The sequence below is a fragment of the Brevundimonas sp. genome, assembly GCF_013823285.1.
Classification (GTDB): domain Bacteria; phylum Pseudomonadota; class Alphaproteobacteria; order Caulobacterales; family Caulobacteraceae; genus Brevundimonas.
Window position 1 is genome coordinate 82655 of sequence record NZ_PNLV01000001.1, and the last position, 25734, is coordinate 108388.

Below are 25734 nucleotides of genomic sequence, written 5' to 3' on the forward strand. Positions count from 1 at the left end.
AAATGAGCTCAGGCGGCTTCCAGACCATAGGCCCCGTGAAGCGCCCGCACCGCCAGTTCGGCATAGGCAGCGTCGATCAGCACGCTGATCTTGATCTCGGAGGTGGAGATGGCCTGGATCTTCACGCCCTTGTCGGCCAGGGCCTGGAACATGGTCTGGGCCACGCCCGCGTGACTGCGCATGCCCACCCCGATCACCGAGACCTTGGCCACGTCCTCGTCCACCGCCACTTCCTCGAAGCCCAGCTCGCCCTGGGCGGCGCGGGTCAGGTCGGCGGCGCGCGAGGCGTCGCGGCGGCCGGTGGTGAAGGTCAGGTTCACGGTCTCGGGCGTGCGGGCGCGGGACTGGACGATCATGTCCACGTTCACATTCGCCTCCGCCAGCAGGGTGAACAGCCGCGCCGTGGTCTCGATCCGGTCCGGCAGGCCCAGCAGGGTGATGCGAGCCTCGTCGCGGCTCATGGTCACGCCCGACACGATGCGCTTTTCCACGATCTCGTCCTCTTCACAGATCAGGGTGCCCGACTTCTCGGGCAGGATTCCGTTCTCGTCCGGTTCGATGAAGCTGGACAGCACCCGCACGGGCACCTGCTTCGCCATGGCCAGCTCCACCGAGCGGGTCTGCAGCACCTTGGCGCCCAGGGACGCCATCTCCAGCATCTCCTCGTAGGAGACACGCTCAAGCCGGCGCGCCTTCTGCTCGATGCGCGGGTCGGTCGTATAGACCCCGTCCACGTCGGTGTAGATGTCGCACGGGCAGCCCAGCGCCGCGGCCACCGCCACCGCCGAGGTGTCCGAGCCGCCCCGGCCCAGGGTGGTGATGCGGCCGTCGCGGGTCACGCCCTGAAAGCCCGGCACCACCGCCACCTGGCCGGAATCCACCGCCGCGCCCAGTGCCTCGCCGGGAATGTCCTCGATGCGCGCCCGGCCGTGGGCGTCATCGGTGAGGATGGGGATCTGCCAGCCCATCCAGCTGCGCGCATCCAGACCCAGATTGCGCAGGGTCAGGGCCAGCAGCCCCGCGGTCACCTGTTCGCCCGAGGCCACCACCACGTCGTATTCGTCGTCCGAGAGGGCCACGCCCGGTCCCGGCTTGCCGGCGCCGTCGGTCCAGGCCACCAGCTCATTGGTCTTGCCCGCCATGGCCGAGACCACCACCGCCACCTTGCGCCCGGCCCTGACCTCCGCGGCGACGATGCGCGCGGCGCGGCGGATGCGCTCCAGGTCGCCCATGGACGTGCCGCCGAACTTCATCACCAGGCGCGTCATCGTGGCGTGAATCCCCGTTGCAAACCGCGGCCCGGGCGTTCATCCCTTGGGCCATGGCCGCTTCTAGTCACACCCGCCCGGCGCGAGAAGCCCCGCCGCCGCAAGAAATCCTCGCCGATGGCGCCAGCGGCGCTTCCATCGACCCTGCCGACGTGGCGCGCTTCTCGGCCCAAGCGGCCGAGTGGTGGGACGCGAAGGGCCCCTTCGCCCCCCTGCACAAGTTCAATCCGGCCCGGCTGGCCTTCGTGCGCGATCAGGCCGCCGCCCGCTTCGGCCGCGACATTCGCGCCCGCAAGCCGTTCCAGGGCCTGTCCCTGCTGGACGTGGGCTGCGGCGGGGGGCTGATCGCCGAGCCCATGAGCCGGCTGGGCTTCAACGTCACCGCCATCGACGCCTCGGCCGAGAACATCGGCACCGCCCGCGCCCATGCCGGGCCCCAAGGCCTGCCCATCACCTACCGCGCCGCCACCGTCGAGCAGCTGGAGGCGGAGGGCGCCGGTCCCTTCGATGTGGCCCTGACCATGGAGGTGATCGAGCATGTGCGCGATCCGGAGGCCTTCATCCGCACCTGTTCGCGGCTGGTGGCGCCCGGCGGCCTGATGATCGTGGCCACCCTCAACCGCACCCTCAAGTCGCTGGCCCTGGGCAAGGTCGCCGCCGAATACGTCCTGCGCTGGGTGCCCGCCGGCACCCACGACTGGCGCCAGTTCCTCAAGCCCGACGAAATCCGCCTGATGCTGTCCCATGAACCGGTGGCGGTGGAAGGCCCGTTCGGGATCGCGTATGATCCGCTTTCTGATCAGTGGTCGCAAGGCGTGGATGCGGACGTGAACTACATGATGGTCGCCACCCGCGACTGACGCCTGAACTATAATAGTTTCAACACCTTCCGGGGAGGAAGAGTCATGTTGTTGCTTGTTTCAGTGTTCGCCGCATTGTCCCTGACCGCCGCCCAGCCCGCCGAGCGCATCACCGACTGGCGCGACGCCGTGCGGTGTCTGGCCGCCTTCGAGACCGCCGCCTCAAAGAGCTTCGCCGCTCACGTTCAGGACACGTCCGCCGGTCACGACGACCAGGCTGTCCAGTATGACGACCTGGCCATGTCCCTGATCGGCAGCATGGGTGAACGCTTCGACTTCGCCCGCATGGAGCAGGCTGAAACCATCCGGGCGCGCGAGGCCCAGGCGCTGGAGCCCTTGTCGCTGGAGCAGGTCCGGGCCCGCGCCGACGACTGCCGCGCCCGCCTGCCCGATCCTCCGGCGATCCCCTGATCCGTCAGAGGACCCGGATCATGTAGGTCGCATCCGCGCCATAGCCGGCCAGTTTCGCCGCCATGGCCGGGCTGTGACGCGGCTGAAAGCCCTGCCTCGCCCAAAACGGCGCCGCGCCGTTCACGGCGGTCAGGGTGACCGTGGACAGGCCCGCATCCCGGGCCGCCTGCACCGCCAAATTCACGCCTGCCGCCGCCTGTCCGCCGCCCCGGGCGGCCGGGTTCAGGGCCAGATCGTGCAGATAGTAGACCTCGGGCGCTTCGGGCAGACCGGACAGCACGACGTTCAGCGCCGGTGCATCGTCCGCCCGCCATGGATAGCTGATCAGATAGCCGGCCACCCCGCCCGCTTCGTCGGCCAGCACCTTGCACCCGGCCGGATGCAGCGCCAGCCGGTTGACGAAACAGGCCCGGTCCTCCGGATGATCGGGAAAGGCCCCGGCCGCCACCGCCACCACCCCGTCCAGATCGGCCTCTGCCATGGGCCGCCAGCTCAGCCCGGGCAGCGTGTGTTCAGATCCGCCCTGTCGAACCGCCATTCCACACTCCTCGCCTGTCCGCCGATCTCTCCGTCGATGCGCGCGGTCAGTCCGTCACCCTCCCGCTCATAGGAGATATGGCGAGGGAAGTCGTGCGGGTCCAGATTCTCGAATTTCGCCCGTCCCGGCCCGCTCTCGATCAGCACAAAGGATGTCGGGGGCGCCCCGTTCGGCTGGGCGAAATAGGTCAGGCGGCCTTCATCGTCGGCCCGGATGTGCGACGCCTCGAACCCGACGCGCCCGTTGCGCACCGTCACGCCGAGCCCGGCGACCATCCCCGCACGCGGATCGCTCCACGCCTCCGAGGCCTCGCGTCCGTTCGAGCAGTCCAGCCAATAGCCCGCCATCCAGGCCAGATCGTTCACATCGGTCGTCGGCGGGCCCCCCGCCAGCACGGCGCCCGCCATCAGGGCCTTGATCGTCAGCATCGCAAAATCTCCCTCGCCCCGTCGGGCCTTGAAGGAACTCTAGGCCTGGGCCCCCTCGTCCGGCTTGTAGGTTTGCGACGCGATGAGGCGCGCCAGTTCAGCCTGTTGCCGGGCCCAGTCCGTGGCCGTGCAGCCCAGGAACCGGCGGAAGTCGCGCGCCATCTGCGGCTGGTCGAAATAGCCGGCTTGAAGCCCCGCCTGGAGCCAGCCGCCGTCGTCCGCGTGATCGAACACCCGGCGAAAGCGGAATATGGACCGCAGGATGCGGGGCGAAGCTCCCACCCGGTCCCGGAACCGGCGCTGCAGCGCCCGGTGCGCCGCCAAAGGCCGCGCCGGAGGCGGCCGGTCTCCAGCCATCGCCGTCACCTCGGCGCGGACCATCGGGTCGATGCGCCAGTCCCCGGCCCGCCGTTCCTGCTCCAGCCAACGGGCCGCCAGCGCCACCTGCCCCGCCGGATCGCCGCCAAGGGAAGAGAGAGCGGCCTTCAAATCCCGCGTGCGCTCGACCATGTCCAGCCGCCGGTCCGTGGCCTCGATCATCGGCCGCCCCAGCCAGTCGCGCGCGCCGTCCGGCTCGAAACGCATCGCCACGAGCTCGACAGGGCCCGCAGGCCGGATGGCCAGGGGTCGCGTCATCTGGCCCGCGAAGATGGCGGACGGCTGAAGGCGGAACACGCCGTCCTCGCCCTCTTCCGCATAGGGCGCGCCCAGATCGATCACCAGCTCCGGGCAGCCGTCCGGCGCGATCCGCTGCACGTCTCCGGACGGGCTCGGCGCCGCATAGGTCCAGATCTTGCGGATGAAGGGCTTCAGCGCGGCCGGCGGATCGGCCTCGTCATAGCGCTCCGCCTGATCCTGCACGCTCAGTTGATCTTGTTCCGGGCGGGCGGGGCCGGCGGCAGGGCCGCGCACGGCACCCCGTCCTCCTTCAGGGCCCGGACCTCGGCGGGGGTGGCGTGGCCGTAGATGCCGCGCTCCTCGGACCGCCCCTCGTGAATGGCGCGGGCCTCGGCCGCGAAGGCGTCGCCCACGTTGTCGAAATTGGCCTCCACATGGGCGCGCACCTGCCCGGCGGCCTCCATCATCATGGCCAAATTCTGGGCCTGCACCGCCTTCGCCGTTTCAGGATCGGGCGCGGACCGCTTCGTGCCCGCCACGGCCGGGGCCATGATCTGCTTGGCGATCTGGCGCGAGGCGCAGAACGGGCACTCCACCAGCCCACGCGTCGCCTGGTCGTCATAGTCGGACGACGAGCCGAACCAGGCCTCGAAACCGTGGTCGTTCTCGCAGGACAGGGCGTAGCGGATCATGGGCGTGCTGCGGGCGGGTCGAAGTCGCGGTCGTGGGTCAGTTGCGGCACCGCGCGCCGGGCGCGGTCCACCGCCTCCATGTCCAGATCGGCCGTCAGCACGCAAGGCTCATCACCCTCCGCGCGAGCCATCACCTCGCCCCACGGCCCCACGATCATGGACCGGCCCCAGGTCCTGCGCCCGTCCTCGTGCGCGCCGCCCTGGGCCGGGGCGAGGATGAAGCAGCCGGTCTCGATGGCCCGGGCCCGCAGCAGGGTCTCCCAGTGGGCCTCGCCGGTGGGGCGGGTGAAGGCGGCCGGAACCGCGATCATGGCCGCGCCCGCCTTCGCCAGCTGCCGATACAGGTGCGGGAACCGCACATCGTAGCAGACCGTCATCCCCAGCCCGCCCCAAGGCGTGGTCGCCACCACCGCCCCGTCGCCGGGCCGGATCACAGCGGATTCCTTCCAGCTTTCGCCGTCCGGCAGGGTCACGTCGAACACGTGAAGCTTGTCATAGGCCGCGACGATTTCGCCGCCGTCGTCGATCAGCAGCGACCGGTTCGCCGCCCGCCCGTCGCCCTCGCGGCCCGACCTGACGATGGCCGAGCCGATCAGCAGCCAGACCCCCAGCTCGCTGGCCAGCGCGCGCAGACCCGCCACCGCCGCATCCGCGTCCTGATCCGTCACCGCCTGGTCGCGGCCCTCGCGCCGCTGCTCCAGCAGGTTCACCCCCTCGGGCGTCAGGATCAGTTTCGCCCCCTCCTTCGCCGCCTGCCGGATCAGGGGCGCCGCATGCGCCAGCGCCGCCTCCTGCGTGGCGGGCGTGCGGGTCTGGATCAGGGCGACGCGCAGGGTCATCAGGCGGCCAGAAGCGCGTCCAGCCCGCCGCGGGCGTCCAGCGCATGCAGGTCGTCGCTGCCGCCCACATGGGTCTCGCCGATGAAGATTTGCGGGAACGTGCGGCCCCCGTTCGAACGCTGGATCATCTCCGCCTTCTTCTCGGGATCAAAGGCGGCCTCGATCTCCTCGAAGTCCGCCCCCTTGCGCTCGAGCAGCGCCAGGGCGCGCACGCAATAGGGGCAATAGGGTTTGGTGTAGATGACGACCTTGGCCAATTCGCAACTCCTTCTGGCGCCATATCTAGGGTGTCGGCGCGCCCGAGTTAAGCGCCTCAATCACGCGAGGGTTCGCGCCGTGCGCACACGGGCCACCACCGCCAGGTCCACCGCCCGCGCCCCGGCCGCCATCAGGGCCCTCGTGCACGCCTCCGCCGTGGCCCCGGTGGTCAGCACATCGTCGATCAGCAGGATGCGCCGCCCCTTCACCTCTTTCCGGCCCGCCTCCGTCACCGAAAAGGCTGCGCGCACGTTCAGCCGCCGTCCCCGCGCGCTCTTGCCGCCCTGACTATCGGTGCGCTTCGCCCGCACCAGGGCGTCGGGCAGATAGGCCAGCCCGCTCATGCGGGCCAGCGGCCGGGCGATCTCGGCGGCCTGGTTGAACCGGCGCGAGATCAGGCGAAAGGGATGCAGCGGCACCGGCGCGACCGCATCGGCCTCGGCGATCAGGTCCGCCGCCGCCCGGCTGATCCAGCGGGCGAACAGCGGCGCATGCTCGTGCCGGTCCCCATGCTTGAACTTCAGGATCAGGTCGCGCGACGCATCATCATAGACACACGCCGCCCGCGCCCGCTGAAACGCATAGGGCCGCGCCAGACACGCCGCGCAGCGGTCGGCGGCGAAAGCGCCGCCGTCGAACTCGAACCCCGCCCCGCAGCCGTCGCACACCGGCGCCTCCAGAAAGGTCGCACGGCTGAACCCGTCCGCCGTCAGCCCCGAGCTTCCGGCCGGTTCGCCGGCGTCCCAGGCGGTCGGCGGAAACAGGGCGTCCGCCGCCGTCCGCCCCATGGTTACGGCCATGCGCCGGGCCGCGCCGCCCAGTTCGGGCAAACGCGCGTCTTCCCATCGCCGCCGCCAGCCGCCATCTAGAAGGTTCATGTCCGCCCCCGCTCCCCCTTCGGCGCCCCCGCGCCTGTTCGATCCCCGCCGCCGCGCCGCCCGGCTGGCCCGCGCCGCGCGCCGGTTTTCTGACGCCGACTTCCTCCACCGCCGGGCCGCCCGGCACATGGCCCAGGATCTGGAATTCATCCTGCGCGACTTTGACGCCGCCGTCGACGTCTCCGCCCACCCCGGCCTGTTCGAGGCCGTGGCGCGGGAAGAAGGCGTCGCCCGCCTCGGCGCCGTGGCGGTGATCGAGGACCCGGCCGTGCGCGCCCAGCCGGCGTCCGCGCTCCTGCCCGTGGCCGACGGATCGGCGGACCTGATCTTGTCGGTCCTGTCGCTGCACTGGTCCGACGACCTGCCCGGCGCCCTGGCCCAGATCCGCCGCGCCCTGAAGCCCGACGGCCTGTTCCTCGGCGCCCTGTTCGGCGGGACGACCCTGAATGAACTGCGCGGCGTCCTGACCGAGGCCGAGCTCGAAATCACCGGCGGCGCCCAGGCCCGGGTCTCGCCCTTCGCCGACGGTTTCGACGGCGCGGCCCTGCTCCAGCGCGCCGGCTTCGCCATGCCCGCCGTGGATGTGGACCGCATCACCGTGCGCTATCCGGGCCTGCCCGCCCTGGTCCGCGACCTGCGCGCCATGGGCGAGACCAGCGCCCTGGCCGGGCCCGCCCGCCCCGTCCGCCGCGACGTCCTGGCCCGCGCCGCCGCGCTCTACGCCGAACGACACGCCGACCCCGACGGCCGCATCCGCGCCACCTTCGAGATCATCCACCTGACCGGCTGGGCCCCTCACGACAGCCAGCCGAAACCGGCTCGCCGCGGCTCCGCCACCGTGCGCCTGGCCGACGCCCTCAACACCCGCGAGATCACCGGCGAGGAATGACGTCTGGATTGCAGGATCAACGCGCGGCGGGCGCAGCGCCCGCCGCGCGCGGGTCAGATAATCAGTGCCCCTTGCGGTTCGTGACCTTGCCGAACGTGCGCTCCAGCGCCGTCGTCAATTTTCCGAGTGCGCCGGAGGCCGCCTGGTCGATGGTGTCGGACTGGTCGGAGACGGAGACGGGGTCTTGTCCGGCCGGACGGGCCTCGATCTGGCAGCGGATGTCAGGGCCGTTGTTTCGCTCGCCATTCTCGTCGCCCACATGAAGCTCGACCCGCGTCAGGCGATCTCCGAAGCGTGACAGGCGCTCCGCCACCAGGGCCTCGAGCCTTTCCGTGGTCGCCTGGCGACCCTCGAGATTGTTCGAGGTGTTGATCTGGATTTCCATGGTGTCTCCTCAGGGTTGCGGCAGGTCCTTGTACGCAGACTCGCCGGGACGTCTACCCAAGCTAACCCGCCCCCGTCGCCAGGGTTGCCCCTGCAGGGCGGCGACACGGCGCCGCGCCCTCGGTGGCGCTCCAGACCGCGCTGTAACCGGGACGATCTCATGGGACGCCCACGTCGTGACGCTCTCCGGCGACGATGTCAGCCGGGAAACCGGCCCCGGGGAGGTAGGGAGGAAACGATTAAATCGAATGGTGCGGGCGGTCGGGGTCGAACCGACACTCCTTTCGGAACCGGATTTTGAGTCCGGCGCGTCTGCCAATTCCGCCACGCCCGCGTCCGGCGGTTCCTCTAGCGGAATGGAGCCGGACGCGCATCTGCTTTCTTTGACGTCAGCCCACCTGCCAGCGGATCGACAGATGAACCAGGCCCCGCCGGGGGTCCGTTCCCTGCTGGGGCGCCGGCTCGAGCCGGTGATGACGGGCGGCGGCCAGGGTGGCTTCGCCGAAACCCAGACCCCGTGGTGTTTCGGACAGCAGCCGGCAGTCCTCCAGCACGCCGTCCCAGCGGGCGATGCAGGCGGCGTGCGCCACGCCGCTGCGTCCCGCAGCCGCGGCCTCGAGCGGATAGAGATGGCGGATGATCGATGCGTTGGGGCGATGCGCCCATTGGGGGCCGGTGATCAGCGGAAGGGCGTCGCTGGGGTCCTCCAGCCGCTCGCCGCAGGCCGTGAGCGTCCTCGCCAGGGGCTCGGCCTGATCGGACAGGTCGAGATCGAACCTCTGGGTCGGCCCGCCTTCTCCGGCCACATGGAGAGACAGGCTGGAGGCGTTCATGAGGGCCCGGGCGAAGCGCCCCGGATTGCGGGCGAAGACGGTCCGTCCGTCGCCCGAGACGGACCAGGTCTCCGCGACCGGATCGGCGTCGTCAAAGCCGTATTCGACACGGGCCAGATCCCCCTGGATCGGGGCGGCCAGCGGTGTCAGCAGGGCCAGCTGGCCCGCATCGCAGCGGGCGAACAGGATCGCGCCGGACGGCCAGCGCGCCTGGGCCCCCGCGTTCAGGCCCTCGCCCTGATGCGGCGTCCACTCCTGCGTCAAAGCCCCGGTAGCCGCCGCCGACAGCCCGAGGGCCGCGAGAATCATCATGCGCATGACACGCCCTCCAGTCCCTGTGCGGCGTTCCCGCCGCGTCCCGGGAAAATCTAGCACAGGAAGACGGCGATGCATCACCCGGCGATCCCGGAGCGGCGCGTGGGGGTGACAACCGCCCGCGACTGGCCTATACGGCCGCTCACATCGTTATCGACGGGCGTCGGACGACGCTTCTCGGAGCGGCGGCCGCAGGGTCCGCCGCTTTTTTATTGGAGTGCATGGCCTTGCGGGCGAAGACGGCCGAAGACCGCATGCTGATCGAGCTTCTGGACCCTATCGCGGAATCGCTGGGTCTGGACATCGTGCGGGTGCGCCTGATGGGCGGGACCCAGCGCCGACGGCTGCAGGTCATGGCCGAACGGCCCAGCGACCACGACATCTCGGTCGAGGAATGCGCGCGGCTCAGCCGGGCCATCAGCGAGGTGCTGGACGCCGCCGACCCCATCGCGGGCGAGTATCTGCTGGAGGTCTCCTCGCCTGGCGTCGACCGGCCCCTGACCCGCCTGATCGACTTCCAGCTGTTCGAGGGCCACGAGGCCCGGCTCGAGACCGACCGCATGATCGAGGGCCGCCGCCGTTTCCGGGGCCTGCTGGCCGGGGTCGAGGACGCTGAGAGCGCCGACCCCATGGTGGCCGTCGATCTCGAGGACGAGGACGACACCGCCCTTCTGCCCTTCGCCTGGCTGTCCGAAGCCAAGCTCATCCTGACCGACGCCCTGCTCAAGCGGGGCGAGGAAATCCGCCGCGCTCGCGGCGAACCCGAACCTGACCAAACAGAGGACGAAGCCTGATGGCTGTCACCGGTATCTCCGCCAACCGCATGGAGCTGCTCTCCATCGCCAACGCCGTGGCCATGGAGAAGAACATCGACAAGGAGATCGTCATCGAGGCGATCGAGGAAGCGATCCAGAAGGGCGCCAAGTCGCGCTACGGCGCGCATCACGACATCCGCGCCAAGATCGATCCCAAGACCGGCGAGCTCGCCCTGACCCGTCACGTGACCGTGGTCGAGGACGACTGGCAGCCCGAGGACGAGCTGGAGGAGTTCAACGACTCCGCCATGGTCCGCCTGACGGACGCGCAGAAGCGCGACCCCGAGGCCGAGGTGGGCAAGGAATATGTCGAGGAGCTGCCGCCCTTCGACTTCGGCCGGGTGCAGACCCAGATGGCCCGCCAGGTGGTCATGGGCAAGGTCCGCGAGGCCGAGCGCGCCAACCAGTACGAAGAGTTCAAGGACCGCGTGGGCGAGATCGTCAACGGCACGGTCAAGCGCGTCGAATACGGCAACACCATCGTCGATCTGGGCCGGGGCGAGGGCGTCATGCGCCGCGACCAGTCCATCCCGCGCGAGGTGTTCAACATCGGCGATCGCATCCGCACCTACATCTATGACGTGCGCCCCGAGGTGAAGGGCCCGCAGATCATGCTGAGCCGCGCCCACCCGGGCTTCATGGCCAAGCTGTTCGCCCAGGAGGTTCCCGAGGTCTACGACGGCGTCATCGAGATCCGCGCCGCCGCCCGCGACTCCGGCTCGCGCGCCAAGATGGCCGTTCTGTCCAACGACAGCTCCATCGACCCCGTCGGCGCCTGCGTCGGCATGCGCGGCTCGCGCGTGCAGGCCGTGGTCGCCGAGCTGCAGGGCGAGAAGATCGACATCATCCAGTGGAACCCGGACGAGCCCACCTTCATCGTCAACGCCCTGGCCCCCGCTGAAGTGGCCAAGGTGGTTCTGGACGAGGAAGCCGGCCGCGTGGAAGTGGTGGTGCCCGACGAGCAACTGTCGCTGGCCATCGGCCGTCGCGGCCAGAACGTGCGCCTCGCCTCCCAGCTGACCGGCTGGCAGATCGACATCATCACCGAGAGCCAGGACTCCGAGCGCCGCCAGCGCGAGTTCGCCGAGCGCACCCAGCTGTTCCAGGACGCCCTGGACGTGGACGAGGTCATCGCCCAGCTGCTGGTCACCGAGGGCTTCGCCACCGTCGAGGACGTGGCCTTCGTGGAGGCCTACGAAATCTCCGACATCGAGGGCTTCGACGAGGAGACCGCCGAGGAGCTGCAGGCCCGCGCCAACGACTACCTGAGCCGCCAGGCCGCCGAGCTGGACAACAAGCGCAAGGAGCTGGGCGTCGAGGACGGCGTGCTGGAAGTCCCCGGCGTGACCCTGCCCATCGCCGTCGCCCTGGGCGAGGGCGGCGTCAAGACGGTCGAGGATCTGGCCGATCTGGCCACCGACGAGATCCGCGGCGGCTTCGAGGTGAAGAACGGCGAGCGCGTGCGCGTGCCGGGCGTGCTGGAAAGCTTCAGCCTGCCGCAGGAAGACGCCGAGATGCTGATCCTGCAGGCCCGCGTGGCCGCCGGCTGGATCGACGCGTCCGAGCTGCCCCAGCCCGAGCCGGAGCCCGAGGGCGACGAGGAGGAAGGCGTCTATGACGAGGCCGAGGCCGTGTTCGGCGGCGACAGCCAGCCCAGCGAAGCCGACGCCGAAGCCGAAGCCGAAGCGGACGCAGGGCAGGACGAGGGTGTCGAGGAGGCCGACCTGGCCGAAGGCGACGCGGAGGTCTTCGCCGAAGACCTCGAAAAATCCCGCGATTCGTGATGGGAGCCGCAGCCGTCCATGGGTCTCGCCGCAGCCACATCGGAGCGTGAACGCCGCGACCTCGTCACCCGCGAGGTCATGGAGGAATCACGCCTGATCCGCTTCGTGGCCGGCCCGGACGGCGCGGTGGTGCCCGATCTGGCGCGCAAGCTGCCGGGCCGGGGCCTTTGGGTGGCGGCGGACCGCGCGTCCGTCTCCACCGCTGCGGCGAAAGGTCTTTTCGCCCGCGCCGCCAAGGCGCCCCTCAAGGCCGCGCCCGACCTGGCCGACCAGATCGAGCGGCTGCTGGTGCGGCGCTGTCTGGACCAGCTGGGTCTTGCGCGGCGCGAAGGCGCGCTTATCTCGGGCTTCGAGAAGTCCGCGGCGGCGATACGGGGCGGCCAGGCCGCCTGGGTGATCGAGGCGTCGGACGGCGCGGCGGACGGCCGCGGCAAGATTCTTGCCCTGGCCGCGCGCCAGCCCAACCCTCCCGAAGTCTGCGGCGCCTTCACGGTCGAAGATTTGGGTTTGGCCCTGGGGCTGGAAAATGCGATACATAGCGTCCTGCTTGCGGGCGGGCGGGCTGATCGCTGGACCCAGGAGGTCGGGCGACTGGCGGGATTTCGACCGCTCCGACCCCAGGACTGGCGTCAGGCCGGGTCTTCGGACCGGCCCGACGCTGCGACTGAGAGCGGGCCAGCGGGAGCCTTCGACGGGCGCGGTTCCGTTTCCTGAGAGGGAAGCGAGACCACGCACGGCTGTTTGTGTTTTTTGAACCAATGGGCGGGCGACCGCCGCGAGTAAAAGCGACCGGATGAGCGACGAGAACGACAACAAGACCGACGGCAAGCCGCAAGGCGGAACCCCCTCCACGACGGGACCGCGCGCGCCGCTGAGCCTGCGGCCGCGCCAGGCGGGCTCCGTGTCCACCGGCACGGTGAAGCAGAGCTTCAGCCACGGCCGGTCCAAGACCGTGGTCGTCGAGACCAAGCGCCGTGTGGGCGCCTCGCCGGGCGTCCAGCGTCCGCAGGGCTTCGACGTGGCCCGCAACCGGCCCGCGCCCGCCGCGCCGTCGGCCCCGCCCGCTCGCGCCCCGGGCGCCGAGGGGCCCGGTGGTCTGTCCGCCGAGGAGATGGAGGCCCGTCGCCGAGCCATCGAGCTGGCCAACCGTGAACGCGCCGAGCGCGAGGCCCAGGCCCGCGCCGCGCAGGAGAAGGCCGCCCGCGACGCCGCCGCCCGCAAGGACGCCGAGGCCGCAGCCAAGGCCGCCGCCGAAGCGCCCGTCGCCAAGCCGGTCGAAGCGCCCGCGCCCAAGGCGGCCGAACCCGCGCCGGTCGAAGCGAAGGCTCCGGCCGCGCCGGTCGAGCCCAGGGCCGCACCGACGGCCGAGGCTGCGCCGACCCCGGCTCCTGCCGCCGCCCCCGCCGCTCCCAAGCCCGACCTCTCGACGCCGCCCAAGCGCGCGCCCAAGGTGAATTTCGGCCAGCGCGCGCCCCGCAAGGATGCGCCCCGCGAACGGCCGCAGCCGCCGGCCTTCGGCGGCCAGTCCGCGCGCGAAGCCGCCATGAGCGGCCGCCCGGACGCCCCCGCGTCCGCCGCGCCGTCCTCGGCGCCGACCAAGACCGTCCGCTATTCCGCCCTGGCGCCCAGGCCGGCGCCCGGCGCAAACCGCTCCGAGGGCCGTGGCGCCCCCGCCGCGCGCGGCGCTCCGAACCAGCCCCCCGCCACGCCCGAAGTGGCCCGGCCCAGCCGCGCCCCCGGCGCCGGTTTCGGCCGCGCCCGTGAGGACGACCGGGATCGCCGCGACACCAAGCCGGTGTCGCGCGGCAAGGGCGAGCCCAAGCGCCGCGAAGGCCGCCTGACCATCCAGGCCCTGGCCGGAGGCGATGAGGACGCAGCCGAGCGCATCCGTTCGCTGGCCTCGGTCCGCCGGGCTCGCGAACGCGAGAAGGAAAAGCGCAAGGGCGGCTCCACCGATGCCCCCAACCGTCCGCGCGAAGTGGTCATTCCCGACATCATCACCGTGCAGGAGCTGTCCAACCGGATGGCCGTGCGCGGCGTCGACATCATCAAATTCCTGATGCGTCAGGGCCTGATGATGAAGATCACCGACGTGATCGACTCCGACACCGCCGAACTGGTGGCCGACGAGTTCGGCATGGCCGTGCGCCGGGTTTCGGAATCCGACGTGGAGACGGGCTTCCTGTCCGACGAGGCCGACAAGGACGCCACCACGCCCCGCGCGCCGGTGGTGGCCATCATGGGCCACGTCGACCACGGCAAGACCAGCCTGCTGGACGCCCTGCGCACCACCGACGTGGCGGGCGGCGAGGCCGGCGGCATCACCCAGCACATCGGCGCCTATCAGGTCCGCCTGAAGGACGACCAGCGCGTCACCTTCCTGGACACCCCGGGCCACGCGGCCTTCTCGTCCATGCGGGCCCGCGGCGCCAATGTGACCGACATCGTCATCCTGGTGGTGGCCGCCGACGACGGCGTCATGCCCCAGACGGCCGAGGCCATCAGCCACGCGAAGGCGGCCGGTTCGCCGATCATCGTGGCGGTCAACAAGATCGACAAGCCTGACGCCAATCCGCAGAAGGTGGTCAACGAGCTGCTGCAGCACGAGATCGTGGCCGAAAGCCTGGGCGGCGACACCCAGGTGGTCGAGATCTCCGCCAAGAACCGCACCAATCTGGACGGCCTTATGGACGCTGTCCTGCTTCAGGCCGAACTGATGGACCTGAAGGCGGACCCCGAGCACCGCTCCGAGGGCGTCGTCATCGAGGCCAAGCTGGACAAGGGCCGCGGCCCGGTCGGCACGGTTCTGGTCAAGCGCGGCACCCTGCGTCGCGGCGACATCGTCGTGGCCGGCTCCGCCTGGGGCAAGGTCCGCGCCCTGCTCAACGAGCGCAACGAACAGCTGACCGAGGCCGGCCCCTCCACCCCGGTCGAAATCCTCGGCCTGGACGAGGCGCCGGATCCCGGCGAGCCCTTCGCCGTGGTCGAGAGCGAGGCCCGCGCCCGCGAGATCACCGAGTTCCGCTCCCGCAAGAAGCGCGAGAAGGCCACCGTTCCGGCCGCCGTCTCCCTGGCCGACATGATGTCCAAGCTTCAGGACAAGAAGGTCTCGGAGCTGCCCGTCCTCATCAAGGCGGACGTGCAGGGTTCGGCCGAGGCCATCGTCGGCTCGCTGGAGAAGATGGGCAACGAAGAGGTGCGCGCGCGCATCGTCCACGCCGGCGCCGGCGGCATCACCGAGAGCGACGTGACCCTGGCCAAGTCGGCCGGCGCGCCGGTCATCGGCTTCAACGTCCGCGCCTCGAAACAGGCTCGCGACCTGGCCGAGAAGGAAGGCGTGGAGATCCGCTACTACGCGATCATCTACGACCTGCTCGACGACCTGAAGGGCGTGCTGTCCGGCATGCTGGCGCCGATCCAGCGCGAGACCTGGCTGGGCAACGCCAAGGTGCTGCAGGTGTTCGACATCTCCAAGACCGGCAAGATCGCTGGTTGCCGGGTGGCCGAAGGCGTGGTCCGCAAGGGCGCCAAGGTCCGCATCATCCGCGACGACGTGGTGGTGCTGGAGCTGGGCACCCTCGCCACGCTCAAGCGCTTCAAGGACGAGGTCAATGAAGTCCCGTCGGGCCAGGAGTGCGGCATGCACTTCCAGGGCTTCCAGGACATCAAGGAAGGCGACCTCATCGAGTGCTTCACCGTCGAGGCCATCCAGCGCACGCTGGAGTAGGCATCTCCCTCTCCTCCCCACGCGTGGGGAGGGGGACCGCGCGGGCGATACAGCCCGCGTGGTGGAGGGGGCGGCCCGGTGTTCGCCGGTTCGTCGCCACTCTTCTTCCTTCTGCGCAGCCCCCTCCGTCGCGGGCGCCTGGACGACGCCCGCGCCACCTCCCCATCCTTGATGGGGAGGAGAGACGCGGCGCCTTTTCCTCGCCTTCACGGCTGTCTAGAACCATGGCCATGAAACGCGTCGCCGCCCTCGCCGCCCTGGCCCTGCTCGCCGCTGCCGCTCCGGCGCGCGCCGAGACCCTGTTCTACGCCTACGACCCCGCCGATCCCCTGACGCTCAGCCTGACGCGAGGCGTCACGCTCGAGATGGAGCGCGGCTTCCTGGGCGGGATCAGCATCCGCCGGCTGTTCTCCACCGCCGGGCGCGGCTCGGCGGCTCTGGAGCGGGGCGGCCCGAACGGCGTCATCGACGCCCTGCCCGAGGGCGCGGGCGAACGCACCGTCTATCGCATCGTGCCCGAGGGCGACGGCCGCGCCCTGGCCAACGCCCTGTGCCCGGCCGCCGAGGACGTCTGGTTCGTGTCCGGCCGCATCCGGGGACCCCGGGCCCTGACCCTGCACGCCGTGGGCCGCTGGGCCGACGGCCGGTTCCGCCACTGCGCGCCGCTGCGCTATGAATTCCGGGGTGAATGGGCCGGAACCGACGCCCCGCCGGCGGACAGCGACGCCTCCAGCGCCCCGCGTCCGCAATAGGTTATGCGCGGCGCCGCCCTCGCCGCCCTGATCGGCCTCATCGCCGCGCTCCTGACCTGGACCCGGCCCGGCGACCCGGCGCTTGACCCCGCCGCGCCGGGGCAAGGCGTCGTCCTTCACATTCTGGACAACGGCTTTCACACCGACATCGCCCTGCCCCGCGCGGGGCTGGAAGCGCGCGGCGGACCTCTGGCCGAGGCGGTGCGCGCCCTGCCCCCCGGCGACTGGATTCTGGCGGGCTGGGGCGACGCCCGCTTCTATGTGGACCAGAGGCCCATCCACCACCGCCTGCCTGACGGCGCCCGCGCCTTCCTGCGGCCCGGCAACCCGTCCGTGGTCATGCTGGCCCCCTACCGCCGCGAGCCGGCCGCGGCGTGGAGCGATGACCGCCGCGAGAGCCTGACCCTGTCGCCCCGCGCCTTCGACGCCCTGGCCGACCGCATCGAGGCGTCCCTGGCGCTGGAGAACGGGCGCGCCCGCATCGCCGCGGGGCGTCCCGGCGACGATGCGGTCTTCCTGGCCAGCCACGAGACCTTCTCGGTCCTGCGCCTGTGCAATCACTGGTCCGCCGAGGTTCTGAATGCAGGCGGCGTGTCCGTCCGGCCCGCCCGGACATTCTTCTCGGCCGAGGTCATGGACGCCGCCCGGCGGGCCTCGGAACTGGACAGGACGGCCTCAGGGGACTAGACCGCGCCCCCTCCCGTTACCCCCGCCGGGTTCGATCCCCGGCAAGCGCGTCAAGGAGGCGCTCATGGGCCGCAAGCAACACACCCGCAACGCCACCCCTCAAGGACCAAGCCAGCGCCAGCTGCGCGCGGGCGAGCTGATCCGTCACGCCCTGGTCGAGGTGCTGCGCGAGGAAGACATCCACGACACGGCGCTCACCGGCGTCTCGGTCACCGTGACCGAGGTGCGCATGTCGCCGGACCTGAAGCACGCCACCTGCTTCGTGGAGCCCCTCGGCGCCGGCGTCGACACCGCCCCCACGGCGGGCCACGTGACCGAGATCATCGACGCCCTCAACACCCACGCCAAATTCCTGCGCGGGGTGCTGGGCCGCCGCATCGACATGAAATTCACCCCCGACCTGCGCTTCCGCCACGACGAGAGCTTCGACGCCGCCAGCCACATGGAGCAGCTGTTCGCCGACCCCAAGGTCCGCGCGGACATCGAAGCGGCCGACGACGAGGACGACGTGGCGGGCCCGAAAGACTGATGGCCCGGAAAAAGCGCGGCGACCCGGTCCACGGCTGGGTCAATCTGGACAAGCCGATCGAGCTGGGTTCCACCGAGGCGGTCAGCCGCATCCGCCGCCTGTTCAACGCCCAGAAGGCGGGCCACGCGGGCACCCTCGATCCGCTGGCCTCGGGCGTCCTGCCCATTGCGCTCGGCGAAGCCACCAAGACCGTGCCGTTCCTGATGGATGCGGAGAAAGTCTATCGCTTCACCATCCGCTGGGGCGTCTCCACGGCCTCTGTGGACCGTGAGGGCGCGGTGACGGCCCGCTCCGACGTGCGGCCCTCGGTGGAGGCCGTAAAGGCCGCCCTGCCCGCCTTCTCCGGCGAGATCCAGCAGGTGCCGCCCATCTTCTCCGCCATCCGCGTCGACGGCCAGCGCGCCTATGACCTGGCCCGCGAGGGCGTCGAGGTGGAGCTCAAGGCCCGCCCCGTCACCGTCCACGAGATCGCCGTCTCGGACAGCCCCGACGGCGACCACGTGGAGATCACCGCCCGCACCGGCAAGGGCGTCTATGTGCGCTCCCTGGCCCGGGATCTGGCGGTCATGCTGGGCGCCGAGGGCCATGTCTCGGCCCTGCGCCGGGAAAGGGTGGGGCCTTTCACAGCGGAAAACGCCGTAACGCTGGAAATGCTGGAGGATTTGGCGTATAGGGGCGCCGCCCTGGAAGGTCTACTTCCGGTCGCGACCGCTCTGGACGACATCCCGGACCTGGCCGTGACTGGATCGGACGCCTTCTCGCTTCGGCAGGGACGGCCGATCGTTCTGCTTCCCCGACAGGTCGAAACGCTCAAGGACCGGCTCAAGTCCGGTTCGCGAACCGTTTCGGCGTTCGAGGACGGAACCCTGGTCGCCCTCTGTCAGATGCGGGCCGGTCGACTCGAACCCGACCGCGTTTTCAATCTGTCCTGAAGCCCCGCCACGGCGGCGCAGAAAGACACCCCACGCCCTCAAGCAGCGAGCCTTCGCAAGGCGAGCGATAGGGCAAAGAAAGGGACTACGATGTCGATTACGGCGCAACGCAAGGCCGAGGTCATTTCCGAGAACGCCCGCGGCGAGGGCGACACCGGTTCGGCCGAGGTCCAGGTCGCGATCCTGACGGAACGCATCGCCAACCTGACCGACCACTTCAAGACCCACAAGAAGGACAACCACTCCCGTCGCGGCCTGCTCAAGCTGGTGTCGCAACGTCGTGGCCTTCTGGACCACCTCAAGAAAACCGACGAAGGCCGCTACACCGCCCTCATCGGAAAGCTGGGCCTGCGCCGCTAGGGCCAGGTGACGGGAAGGGCCCGCCTGCGGGCCCTTTCTCTTATCCGCCGCAAGGCGGCCGGGGGCTGAACGCCTCCATGACGCGAGGGCCACGCCGGTCCTCACTCAACCCGCCCGGTCCGCGACGTCGCTGGCCGGGTTTTCGGGACCGAAGGACTGAAACAAAGCCTGACGCTCCGCCCCCGCCGGAATTCGCCCGCGGGACACGAAAGAGAAAAAATGTTCGACATCAAACGCAAGACCATCGACTGGGCCGGGCGCCCGCTGACCCTGGAGACGGGCCGGATCGCCCGCCAGGCCGACGGCGCCGTGCTGGCCACCTATGGCGAGACGGTCGTGCTGGCCACCGTGGTCTACGGCCGCGCCCCCAAGCCGGGCCTGGATTTCTTCCCCCTGACCGTGAACTACCAGGAAAAGACCTTCGCCGCCGGCAAGATCCCGGGCGGCTACTTCAAGCGTGAAGGCCGGCCGACCGAGAAGGAGACCCTGGTCTCGCGCCTTATCGACCGTCCGATCCGCCCCCTGTTCGTCAAGGGCTTCAAGAACGAGACCCAGGTGGTCATCACCGTGCTGCAGCACGATCTGGAGAACGACCCCGACATCGTCGGCATGGTCGCCGCCTCCGCCGCCCTGACCATCTCGGGCGTGCCCTTCATGGGCCCCATCGGCGCCGCGCGCGTCGGCTACATCGAGGGCGAATACGTCCTCAACCCGACCCTGGAGCAGCTGCCCACGTCCGACCTGGACCTGGTCGTCGCCGGCACCCAGGACGCCCTGATGATGGTTGAGTCCGAAGCGAAAGAGCTGTCGGAAGAGATCATGCTCAACGCCCTGATGTTCGCCCACCGCGGCATGCAGCCGGTGATCGACGCCATCATCGAGCTGGCCGAGCACTCGGCCAAGGAGCCCTTCGACTTCCAGGCCGACGACGTCTCGGACGTGGTCGCCTCCATCAAGAAGCTGGTCGGCGACGACATCAAGGCCGCCTACACCCACACCGGCAAGTACGACCGCCGCTCGGGCGTCGACGTCGCCAGGAAGAAGGCCGCCCAGGCCCTGATCGCCTCGGACGAGAACCCCGACGGCGTCGAGCCCGGCAAGTTCTCCACCGCCTTCAAGGAGTGTGAAGCCGAGGTCCTGCGCCGCGACATCATCGAGAACGCCCACCGCGTCGACGGCCGCGCCCTGGACAAGGTCCGCGCCATCGTCTCGGAAGTCGGCGTCCTGCCGCGCACCCACGGTTCTGCCCTGTTCACCCGCGGCGAGACCCAGGCCATGGTCGTCGCCACCCTGGGCACCGGCGAGGACGAGCAGTACGTCGACGCCCTGGCCGGGACCTACAAGGAGAAGTTCCTCCTGCACTATAACTTCCCCCCCTATTCGGTGGGTGAAACCGGCCGCATGGGCGGCGCGGGCCGTCGCGAAATCGGCCACGGCAAGCTGGCCTGGCGCGCCCTGCGTCCCATGCTGCCCAGCAACGAGGACTTCCCCTACACCATCCGTCTGGTGTCGGAGATCACCGAGTCCAACGGCTCGTCCTCCATGGCCACCGTCTGCGGCGGCTCCCTGGCGCTGATGGACGCGGGCGTGCCCCTGATCCGTCCGGTCTCGGGCATCGCCATGGGCCTGATCCTGGAGCCGTCCGGCGAGTTCGCCATCCTGTCCGACATCCTGGGTGACGAAGACCACCTGGGCGACATGGACTTCAAGGTCGCGGGCACCGAAGTGGGCATCACCAGCCTGCAGATGGACATCAAGGTCGCCGGCATCACCGAGGAGATCATGAAGCAGGCCCTGACCCAGGCTTCGGCCGGTCGTCTGCACATCCTGCAGGAAATGGCCAAGGCCATGGACGCCCCGCGCGGCGAGCTGGGCGCCTACGCCCCCAAGATCGAGGCCATCAAGGTCCCGGTCGACAAGATCCGCGAAGTGATCGGCACGGGCGGCAAGGTGATCCGCGAGATCGTCGAGAAGACCGGCGCCAAGATCAACATCGAGGACGACGGCACGGTCAAGATCGCCGCCTCGGACCAGGAAAAGATCGACGCCGCCAAGGCCTGGATCCAGTCCATCACGTCGGAGCCCGAGCCCGGCGCCATCTACACCGGCAAGGTCGTCAAGCTGGTCGACTTCGGCGCCTTCGTGAACTTCTTCGGCGCCAAGGACGGCCTGGTCCACGTCAGCCAGATCGCCCTGGAGCGCGTCGCCAACCCGGCCGACGTCCTCACCGAGGGCCAGGAGGTCAAGGTCAAGTTCCTGGGCATGGACGACCGCGGCAAGACCAAGCTGTCGATGAAGGTCGTCGATCAGGAGACCGGCGAGGACATCACCGACAAGATCAACGCCGAGCGCGCCGAACGGGGTGAAGCCCCCCTGTCCGACGACACCGGCGGCCGTCCCAAGCGTGACGGCGATCGCGGCGGAGACCGCGGAGGCGGCGACCGCGGCCGCCGCCGTCGCGACTGATCGTTCTGATCCCTGAATAGAAAAGGCCCCGGTGATCCCTCACCGGGGCCTTTTTAATCCTCCCCTGCGCCGCAGGGGAGGGGGACCGCGAAGCGGTGGAGGGGCCGGTGGCCTGATCAACAACCCCGTCATCCCCGGGCTTGTCCCGGGGACCCACTGCGGCCTCAGGCGCGAGCTTGAGAAGGACTGAACGGCCGGCTCGACCGGGCGCCTTCCGGAACCGCATCCACCGTGGACCCCCGGGACAAGCCCGGGGGTGACGGGTCATCAAAACCGGCCGAACCTCAGCCCTTCTCGTTCAACCGCGCCTCGATCCGCAACAGCGCATCCCGGATCTCCCCCAGCACCCCGTCCGCCCCGGCCCCGGCCTCGCCCGCCACGGCCGCCGGCGCCGCAAAGCCCCGCTCCGCCAGCCGGTCCCGCTGCTCCAGGATCTGGTCGCGCATGGTCCGCGCGTCCATCACCCCGATCAGGTCCGCCTCGGACTTGCCCGTGGCGGCGCTTCTCTGCCCCGCCGTCTCGATGCGCAGCTGCAACAGCCCCAGGGCGCCCAGCAGCGGCCCCTCATGGATCGAGACGTCCTGGATCTTGTCCAGCGGGATGGTCAGCTCCTGCTTGAAGAACACCCCCTTGCCGATCACCACGCTGCGGTCGGTCAGCCGGCACGACAGCGAGGCGTGATACCGCGACGCCCACCAGCCCCCCAGCAGCACCCAGAACGGCAACAGCAGAATCCCCGCGATCGTCGCGATCAGGATCAGCGCCCCGCTGAGCCAGAAATACACCTTCAGCTTCGGACTGAACCGCGCCTCGACGATGGAATTGGCTTGAGCAGACATGGATCACCCCCCGTTTGATTCACAGGCGCCATACAGCGGCGGGGCGGGGGGAGCAATGACGGGGGGGGCTCTCCCACATCTGCGGCTCGAACACTAAGCTTGACATATCGCACCATGAAATCATGAATGCATGAATTGTTGAGACAAGGATGCGGTGGATGGCTGGGCAGTCCGACGAACCCCTTCAGGTTACCGTGCCGAAGGCGACGAAAACGAGCCTCAAGGTTCGCGCGGCTGAAAGCGGTGAGCCCATGCGGCTGATAGTGCTCCGAGCGCTAGCCGATGCAGGAATCCACGTGCCGCAAGAAGAGCTGCGAAATCGGAGAAAAGCGAATTGACACGCACACCCAAGACTCAGGCAAGACGACACGCGCCGCGGCGGGCCCGTACTCGTGCGCCTGCCGCGTCAGTCGTCGACGTCTTCTGTGGTGCTGGCGGCCTGTCACACGGTTTCGTACAACGAGGGTTCCAAATTGCGGCCGGCATCGACGTGGATGAAGCATGCCGATACGCGTTCGAGCACAACAACAAGGCCCCTCTCATTCGCCGGGACATCACGGATGTGAGTGCGGCCGACATCGAAAAGTTGTTCGTCCCTGGGCGCACAAGGGTGCTCGTAGGCTGCGCACCTTGCCAGCCGTTTTCGACCTACAATCAGAAGAATGACGATCCGAAGTGGCAGTTGCTAGGGCGTTTCGGCGATCTTGTTGCTGAAGTTCTGCCCGACATCGTGTCGATGGAGAACGTCCCCCGACTTTTGGAATTCAAGGACGGGAAAATCTTTCAAGCGTTCGTCGATAGACTGGAAGCTAACGATTACAAGGTCGCCTACGATGTGTTGTATGGCCCTGACTATGGCCTTGCCCAAACTCGCTCACGTTTGGTCCTTCTCGCATCTCGACTTGGACCGATCGCGCTACCCAAAAAAACCCACAAGAAGCAACATCGCACTGTAAGGCAAGAGATCGGAAAGCTCCCTGAGATCTCGCATGGTGAAGCGGATGGCGCCGACCCACTGCACCGCGCGAGCAGGCTGAGCCCCATGAACGTAAAGCGCATTGAGGTCTCGAAGCCAGGTGGCACTTGGCGAGATTGGGACCCCGAACTAGTGGCGCAATGCCACACTGTGGAGACCGGCAAAACCTACTCATCAGTGTATGGCCGAATGGTCTGGGACCAGCCGTCCCCTACTATCACCACCCAGTTCTTCGGCTTCGGCAACGGCCGGTTCGGACATCCTGAACAAATGCGGGCCCTATCACTTCGAGAAGGCGCACTGCTTCAAGGCTTCCCCCGCAGCTATCAGTTCGTACGACCCGGCGAGCGCGTGCAGTTCAAAGCTATTGGTCGGTTGATCGGCAACGCCGTGCCGGTCAAGCTAGGCTATGCCATCGCCGGTGCGGTGCGGCAGCACTTGGAAGCGCTCGAAGCATGATCAAGCGTCCACTCAAAATGACAATCAGCCTGAATGCCTTGGAGCATTTGGGAATCAATCTCTACAGCAACGTGCCTGCTGTCTTGTCAGAGATCGTCGCGAATGCGTGGGACGCGGACGCTCACACGGTGACGGTCACAATTGACAAAAAGACCGAGACCATCACGATCGAAGATGACGGGCACGGGATGAACCGTGACGGTGTCATTGATCGATTTCTGACCGTTGGTTTCCGTCGCCGCGACGAGCTGGGCCCGACGACGGACGAAGGCCGCCATCCGATGGGCCGTAAGGGTATCGGGAAGCTTTCGATTTTCTCAATAGCGCAGGTAGCAAAGGTCTACACGATCGCCGAAGGCGAGAAGACCGCGTTCCAGATGGATCGCGAAGTGATTAAGGAAGCGATCGCGGGGAAGTCTGAAGGTGCCTACGCGCCGGACGAACTAGCGGACTGGCCAGCCGAATTGACGAAAGGTACCCGGATCGTCCTGAGCGGCCTTTCGAAATCCTTGTCCGCCTTGACGGTCGAGGGCCTCAAGCGACGCGTTGCGCGGCGTTTCTCGATAATCGGCCCAAAGTTCGAGTTCAGCGTCGTAGTGAACGGTGATGCTATCGGACCGGAAGACCGAGGCTATCACAACGTCCTCGAATACATTTGGACCTACGGCGACGCGGACGACTTCGCCAAGTCCTGCAAACATCTGAAACGCCCAGCTCAGAGCCGCTCGTCTGCCGTCGCGGCCGCGCTAAAAGCCCACGGTCTTAAGCTGACAGGGTGGGTGGGAACCGTCGCACTGCCGCAGCAACTCAAAGACGAGGAAGGCGATAACCTCAACAGGATTGCCATCTTCATGCGCGGGAAAATGGCCCAGGAAGACGTACTTGATGACTTTGCCCAGAAGGAAATCTACGCCGATTATGTGATCGGCGAGTTGACCTGCGAACAGCTCGACATCGACGACAGCGGCGATATCGCAACGAGTAGTCGCCAAGCACTCAAACAGGACGATCCCCGGTTTGAAGCCCTTCGCTCGATCATTCTCTCAGAGCTCCGGCACATCGCGGGCGTTTGGAGCGATTGGCGGCGGACGGACGGCACGAAGGTCGCCATGGGGGTGCCAGCAGTCGCCGACTGGTTATCTCATCTTCATGGCGACACGAAAAAGAAGGCCGAGCGGTGGATTGGGCGTCTCAACACCATCCGATCGGGTGATGACGACAAGAAGGAACTCCTAAAGGCGTCAATCCTTGCGTTCGAGACCTATCGCCACAAGGATGAGCTGGACCGCTTAGACAACATAAAAGACGAGAACCTCAGTGAAATTTTGGAGATATTCGAGAGCATCGACGATCTCGAAACCAGCTATTACGGGCAAATTGTCAGCGGCCGCGTTCAGATCATTCGTACGCTGAAGGACAAACTTAAGACCAATGAAAAAGAGCGGGCCCTTCAAAGCTACATCTACAAGCATCTGTGGTTGATCGATCCCGCGTGGGAAAGAGCCAAAGGCACGCAGCACATCGAAACGCTAGTGAAGAACTTCCTGGATAAGGATACCAACGCGCTGAAGGGGCAGGAAGCGAAGGATCGCATCGACATCGGCTACCGTACCACTAGCGGGAAGCATGTAATTGTTGAGCTGAAACGATATTCTGCGTCGGTCGCCGTGGACAAGCTCGCCGCCCAGGTTCGAAAGTACCGAGACGGCGCGAAGGCTATCCTCGACAAAACGCCCTTTAGGGATTACCCGATTGAAATCGTGTGTATTTTGGGTAGGGAGCCGCCCGAGTACCGTACGCCCACGGGCGCGAAGGGGGTCGCAGAAACGTTGCGGGCTGTGAACGCGAGGATAGTCTTCTACGACGAACTGCTCGTGAACGCGGAACAAGCCTACGCTGATTACCTCGCAGAGCACGTGAAAGTGGACAAGCTATGGGGGGTCTTTAAGGCTATTGAAGACTTTGCGCCCCCCACCCCGACCCTTGCGGGCCCAAAGAAGCAGGCCGCCTTACCCGCCCCAAAGTAGCGAAAGCACCTGCTGCTCCGACTGCGAAGCCTCCCCCCACAAACTTAATCCCCCTCCCTCCCACGCCCTTATAATGCCCCGGCGCGCATCAGGCCGTGGAGGGCGATTTCGGACAATTCGGACAATTCGCACTGTGTTTTTTTCGGACCCCGGAGTCCGAAATCCGGCCC

General features: G+C 68.3%; 26 protein-coding genes and 1 tRNA gene. 15 read left to right on the forward strand and 12 right to left on the reverse strand.

From position 1 onward, the window contains the following. Window positions 1-8: 8 nt before the first annotated feature. The gene (locus C0461_RS00390; protein ID WP_292102636.1) at window positions 9-1268 is read right to left on the reverse strand and encodes an aspartate kinase; all 1260 of its coding nucleotides are present in this window, start codon (window positions 1266-1268) and stop codon (window positions 9-11) included. A 53-nt stretch (window positions 1269-1321) separates the two neighbouring features. On the opposite strand from C0461_RS00390, the gene ubiG reads away from it, so the two are divergent. Then, window positions 1322-2128 (forward strand): bifunctional 2-polyprenyl-6-hydroxyphenol methylase/3-demethylubiquinol 3-O-methyltransferase UbiG, encoded by an 807-nt coding sequence (ubiG, locus tag C0461_RS00395; protein WP_292102739.1) that lies wholly within the window; start codon window positions 1322-1324, stop codon window positions 2126-2128. 45 nt (window positions 2129-2173) lie between these two features. Continuing rightward, complete coding sequence (locus C0461_RS00400) at window positions 2174-2539, forward strand: hypothetical protein (protein ID WP_292102643.1); 366 nt, start codon at window positions 2174-2176, stop codon at window positions 2537-2539. 4 nt (window positions 2540-2543) lie between these two features. On the opposite strand, the gene C0461_RS00405 is transcribed toward C0461_RS00400, so the two are convergent. The 7 genes from C0461_RS00405 to C0461_RS00435 are packed head-to-tail and all read right to left on the reverse strand — an operon-like array spanning window position 2544 to window position 6790. After that, window positions 2544-3077, reverse strand: a complete 534-nt coding sequence (locus C0461_RS00405; RefSeq protein WP_292102649.1) for a GNAT family N-acetyltransferase — start codon at window positions 3075-3077, stop codon at window positions 2544-2546. After that, window positions 3032-3505, reverse strand: coding sequence for a DUF6265 family protein (locus C0461_RS00410; protein WP_292102651.1), 474 nt, complete (start codon window positions 3503-3505; stop codon window positions 3032-3034). The genes C0461_RS00405 and C0461_RS00410 overlap by 46 nt, the downstream gene beginning before the upstream one ends. A 39-nt stretch (window positions 3506-3544) precedes the next feature. Then, a complete protein-coding gene (locus C0461_RS00415; protein ID WP_292102653.1) occupies window positions 3545-4366 on the reverse strand; it encodes a helix-turn-helix domain-containing protein in 822 nt (273 codons plus the stop codon). A 2-nt stretch (window positions 4367-4368) separates the two neighbouring features. Then, window positions 4369-4815 (reverse strand): DUF1178 family protein, encoded by a 447-nt coding sequence (locus tag C0461_RS00420; RefSeq protein WP_292102656.1) that lies wholly within the window; start codon window positions 4813-4815, stop codon window positions 4369-4371. Continuing rightward, the gene (locus C0461_RS00425; protein ID WP_292102661.1) at window positions 4812-5654 is read right to left on the reverse strand and encodes a carbon-nitrogen hydrolase family protein; all 843 of its coding nucleotides are present in this window, start codon (window positions 5652-5654) and stop codon (window positions 4812-4814) included. The genes C0461_RS00420 and C0461_RS00425 overlap by 4 nt, the downstream gene beginning before the upstream one ends. After that, window positions 5654-5911 (reverse strand): glutaredoxin 3, encoded by a 258-nt coding sequence (grxC, locus tag C0461_RS00430; RefSeq protein WP_292102673.1) that lies wholly within the window; start codon window positions 5909-5911, stop codon window positions 5654-5656. Before grxC ends, C0461_RS00425 begins: the two co-directional genes overlap by 1 nt. 60 nt (window positions 5912-5971) lie before the next feature. Further along, window positions 5972-6790, reverse strand: a complete 819-nt coding sequence (locus C0461_RS00435) for a ComF family protein (RefSeq protein ID WP_292102677.1) — start codon at window positions 6788-6790, stop codon at window positions 5972-5974. Between C0461_RS00435 and C0461_RS00440 the strand changes: the two genes are divergently transcribed. Further along, complete coding sequence (locus C0461_RS00440) at window positions 6789-7679, forward strand: methyltransferase domain-containing protein (protein ID WP_292102684.1); 891 nt, start codon at window positions 6789-6791, stop codon at window positions 7677-7679. The two genes, C0461_RS00435 and C0461_RS00440, sit on opposite strands and share 2 nt — an antisense overlap. 61 nt (window positions 7680-7740) lie before the next feature. Here the strand turns inward: C0461_RS00440 and C0461_RS00445 are convergent, their stop codons facing one another. The 3 genes from C0461_RS00445 to C0461_RS00455 all read right to left on the reverse strand — a co-directional run bounded on the left by C0461_RS00445 (window position 7741) and on the right by C0461_RS00455 (window position 9214). Then, the gene (locus C0461_RS00445; RefSeq protein ID WP_292102686.1) at window positions 7741-8064 is read right to left on the reverse strand and encodes an HPF/RaiA family ribosome-associated protein; all 324 of its coding nucleotides are present in this window, start codon (window positions 8062-8064) and stop codon (window positions 7741-7743) included. Window positions 8065-8312: 248 nt separating this feature from the next. Continuing rightward, a tRNA-Leu gene (locus tag C0461_RS00450) sits at window positions 8313-8397 on the reverse strand. Window positions 8398-8452: 55 nt separating this feature from the next. Beyond that, complete coding sequence (locus C0461_RS00455) at window positions 8453-9214, reverse strand: energy transducer TonB (RefSeq protein ID WP_292102691.1); 762 nt, start codon at window positions 9212-9214, stop codon at window positions 8453-8455. Window positions 9215-9438: 224 nt separating this feature from the next. On the opposite strand from C0461_RS00455, the gene rimP reads away from it, so the two are divergent. The 10 genes from rimP (at window position 9439) to pnp (ending at window position 21263) form a co-directional block, all read left to right on the forward strand. Beyond that, window positions 9439-10005, forward strand: coding sequence for a ribosome maturation factor RimP (gene rimP, locus C0461_RS00460; protein WP_292102740.1), 567 nt, complete (start codon window positions 9439-9441; stop codon window positions 10003-10005). Beyond that, the gene (gene nusA / locus C0461_RS00465) at window positions 10005-11810 is read left to right on the forward strand and encodes a transcription termination factor NusA (protein ID WP_292102693.1); all 1806 of its coding nucleotides are present in this window, start codon (window positions 10005-10007) and stop codon (window positions 11808-11810) included. The genes rimP and nusA overlap by 1 nt, the downstream gene beginning before the upstream one ends. An 18-nt stretch (window positions 11811-11828) precedes the next feature. Next, complete coding sequence (locus C0461_RS00470) at window positions 11829-12524, forward strand: RNA-binding protein (RefSeq protein ID WP_292102695.1); 696 nt, start codon at window positions 11829-11831, stop codon at window positions 12522-12524. A 79-nt stretch (window positions 12525-12603) separates the two neighbouring features. Beyond that, complete coding sequence (gene infB, locus C0461_RS00475; RefSeq protein WP_292102698.1) at window positions 12604-15537, forward strand: translation initiation factor IF-2; 2934 nt, start codon at window positions 12604-12606, stop codon at window positions 15535-15537. Window positions 15538-15767: 230 nt separating this feature from the next. Then, window positions 15768-16289: a hypothetical protein gene (locus C0461_RS00480; RefSeq protein WP_292102702.1), complete on the forward strand. Its 522-nt coding sequence runs from the start codon at window positions 15768-15770 to the stop codon at window positions 16287-16289. A gap of 3 nt (window positions 16290-16292) precedes the next feature. Beyond that, complete coding sequence (locus C0461_RS00485; RefSeq protein WP_292102705.1) at window positions 16293-16976, forward strand: DUF2459 domain-containing protein; 684 nt, start codon at window positions 16293-16295, stop codon at window positions 16974-16976. Between the two features lie 64 nt (window positions 16977-17040). Beyond that, window positions 17041-17505: a 30S ribosome-binding factor RbfA gene (rbfA, locus tag C0461_RS00490; RefSeq protein WP_292102707.1), complete on the forward strand. Its 465-nt coding sequence runs from the start codon at window positions 17041-17043 to the stop codon at window positions 17503-17505. Next, entirely contained in the window at window positions 17505-18437 is a 933-nt protein-coding gene (truB, locus tag C0461_RS00495) for a tRNA pseudouridine(55) synthase TruB (protein ID WP_292102709.1), read from the forward strand. Before rbfA ends, truB begins: the two co-directional genes overlap by 1 nt. Before the next feature lie 90 nt (window positions 18438-18527). Next, window positions 18528-18797, forward strand: a complete 270-nt coding sequence (gene rpsO, locus C0461_RS00500; protein WP_292102712.1) for a 30S ribosomal protein S15 — start codon at window positions 18528-18530, stop codon at window positions 18795-18797. A gap of 219 nt (window positions 18798-19016) precedes the next feature. Then, window positions 19017-21263, forward strand: coding sequence for a polyribonucleotide nucleotidyltransferase (gene pnp / locus C0461_RS00505; protein WP_292102714.1), 2247 nt, complete (start codon window positions 19017-19019; stop codon window positions 21261-21263). Between the two features lie 284 nt (window positions 21264-21547). On the opposite strand, the gene C0461_RS00510 is transcribed toward pnp, so the two are convergent. Continuing rightward, window positions 21548-22102 carry a PH domain-containing protein gene (locus tag C0461_RS00510; protein WP_292102717.1) on the reverse strand — a complete coding sequence of 185 codons (555 nt, stop codon included), beginning with the start codon at window positions 22100-22102 and terminating at the stop codon, window positions 21548-21550. A 334-nt stretch (window positions 22103-22436) separates the two neighbouring features. On the opposite strand from C0461_RS00510, the gene C0461_RS00515 reads away from it, so the two are divergent. Together C0461_RS00515 and C0461_RS00520 are read left to right on the forward strand one after the other, a co-directional pair. After that, window positions 22437-23537, forward strand: coding sequence for a DNA cytosine methyltransferase (locus C0461_RS00515; protein ID WP_292102720.1), 1101 nt, complete (start codon window positions 22437-22439; stop codon window positions 23535-23537). Then, the gene (locus tag C0461_RS00520; RefSeq protein WP_292102722.1) at window positions 23534-25564 is read left to right on the forward strand and encodes an ATP-binding protein; all 2031 of its coding nucleotides are present in this window, start codon (window positions 23534-23536) and stop codon (window positions 25562-25564) included. Before C0461_RS00515 ends, C0461_RS00520 begins: the two co-directional genes overlap by 4 nt. Window positions 25565-25734: the final 170 nt, after the last annotated feature.

Bases quoted from the DNA above. Each gene is read 5' to 3' on its own strand.
- C0461_RS00390 (WP_292102636.1), bottom strand. From the start codon at position 1,268: ATGACGCGCCTGGTGATGAAGTTCGGCGGCACGTCCATGGGCGACCTG.
- ubiG (WP_292102739.1), top strand. From the start codon at position 1,322: ATGGCCGCTTCTAGTCACACCCGCCCGGCGCGAGAAGCCCCGCCGCCG.
- C0461_RS00400 (WP_292102643.1), top strand. From the start codon at position 2,174: ATGTTGTTGCTTGTTTCAGTGTTCGCCGCATTGTCCCTGACCGCCGCC.
- C0461_RS00405 (WP_292102649.1), bottom strand. From the start codon at position 3,077: ATGGCGGTTCGACAGGGCGGATCTGAACACACGCTGCCCGGGCTGAGC.
- C0461_RS00410 (WP_292102651.1), bottom strand. From the start codon at position 3,505: ATGCTGACGATCAAGGCCCTGATGGCGGGCGCCGTGCTGGCGGGGGGC.
- C0461_RS00420 (WP_292102656.1), bottom strand. From the start codon at position 4,815: ATGATCCGCTACGCCCTGTCCTGCGAGAACGACCACGGTTTCGAGGCC.
- C0461_RS00425 (WP_292102661.1), bottom strand. From the start codon at position 5,654: ATGACCCTGCGCGTCGCCCTGATCCAGACCCGCACGCCCGCCACGCAG.
- C0461_RS00440 (WP_292102684.1), top strand. From the start codon at position 6,789: ATGTCCGCCCCCGCTCCCCCTTCGGCGCCCCCGCGCCTGTTCGATCCC.
- C0461_RS00435 (WP_292102677.1), bottom strand. From the start codon at position 6,790: ATGAACCTTCTAGATGGCGGCTGGCGGCGGCGATGGGAAGACGCGCGT.
- C0461_RS00445 (WP_292102686.1), bottom strand. From the start codon at position 8,064: ATGGAAATCCAGATCAACACCTCGAACAATCTCGAGGGTCGCCAGGCG.
- C0461_RS00455 (WP_292102691.1), bottom strand. From the start codon at position 9,214: ATGCGCATGATGATTCTCGCGGCCCTCGGGCTGTCGGCGGCGGCTACC.
- nusA (WP_292102693.1), top strand. From the start codon at position 10,005: ATGGCTGTCACCGGTATCTCCGCCAACCGCATGGAGCTGCTCTCCATC.
- C0461_RS00470 (WP_292102695.1), top strand. From the start codon at position 11,829: ATGGGTCTCGCCGCAGCCACATCGGAGCGTGAACGCCGCGACCTCGTC.
- infB (WP_292102698.1), top strand. From the start codon at position 12,604: ATGAGCGACGAGAACGACAACAAGACCGACGGCAAGCCGCAAGGCGGA.
- C0461_RS00480 (WP_292102702.1), top strand. From the start codon at position 15,768: ATGAAACGCGTCGCCGCCCTCGCCGCCCTGGCCCTGCTCGCCGCTGCC.
- C0461_RS00485 (WP_292102705.1), top strand. From the start codon at position 16,293: ATGCGCGGCGCCGCCCTCGCCGCCCTGATCGGCCTCATCGCCGCGCTC.
- rbfA (WP_292102707.1), top strand. From the start codon at position 17,041: ATGGGCCGCAAGCAACACACCCGCAACGCCACCCCTCAAGGACCAAGC.
- truB (WP_292102709.1), top strand. From the start codon at position 17,505: ATGGCCCGGAAAAAGCGCGGCGACCCGGTCCACGGCTGGGTCAATCTG.
- rpsO (WP_292102712.1), top strand. From the start codon at position 18,528: ATGTCGATTACGGCGCAACGCAAGGCCGAGGTCATTTCCGAGAACGCC.
- pnp (WP_292102714.1), top strand. From the start codon at position 19,017: ATGTTCGACATCAAACGCAAGACCATCGACTGGGCCGGGCGCCCGCTG.
- C0461_RS00510 (WP_292102717.1), bottom strand. From the start codon at position 22,102: ATGTCTGCTCAAGCCAATTCCATCGTCGAGGCGCGGTTCAGTCCGAAG.
- C0461_RS00520 (WP_292102722.1), top strand. From the start codon at position 23,534: ATGATCAAGCGTCCACTCAAAATGACAATCAGCCTGAATGCCTTGGAG.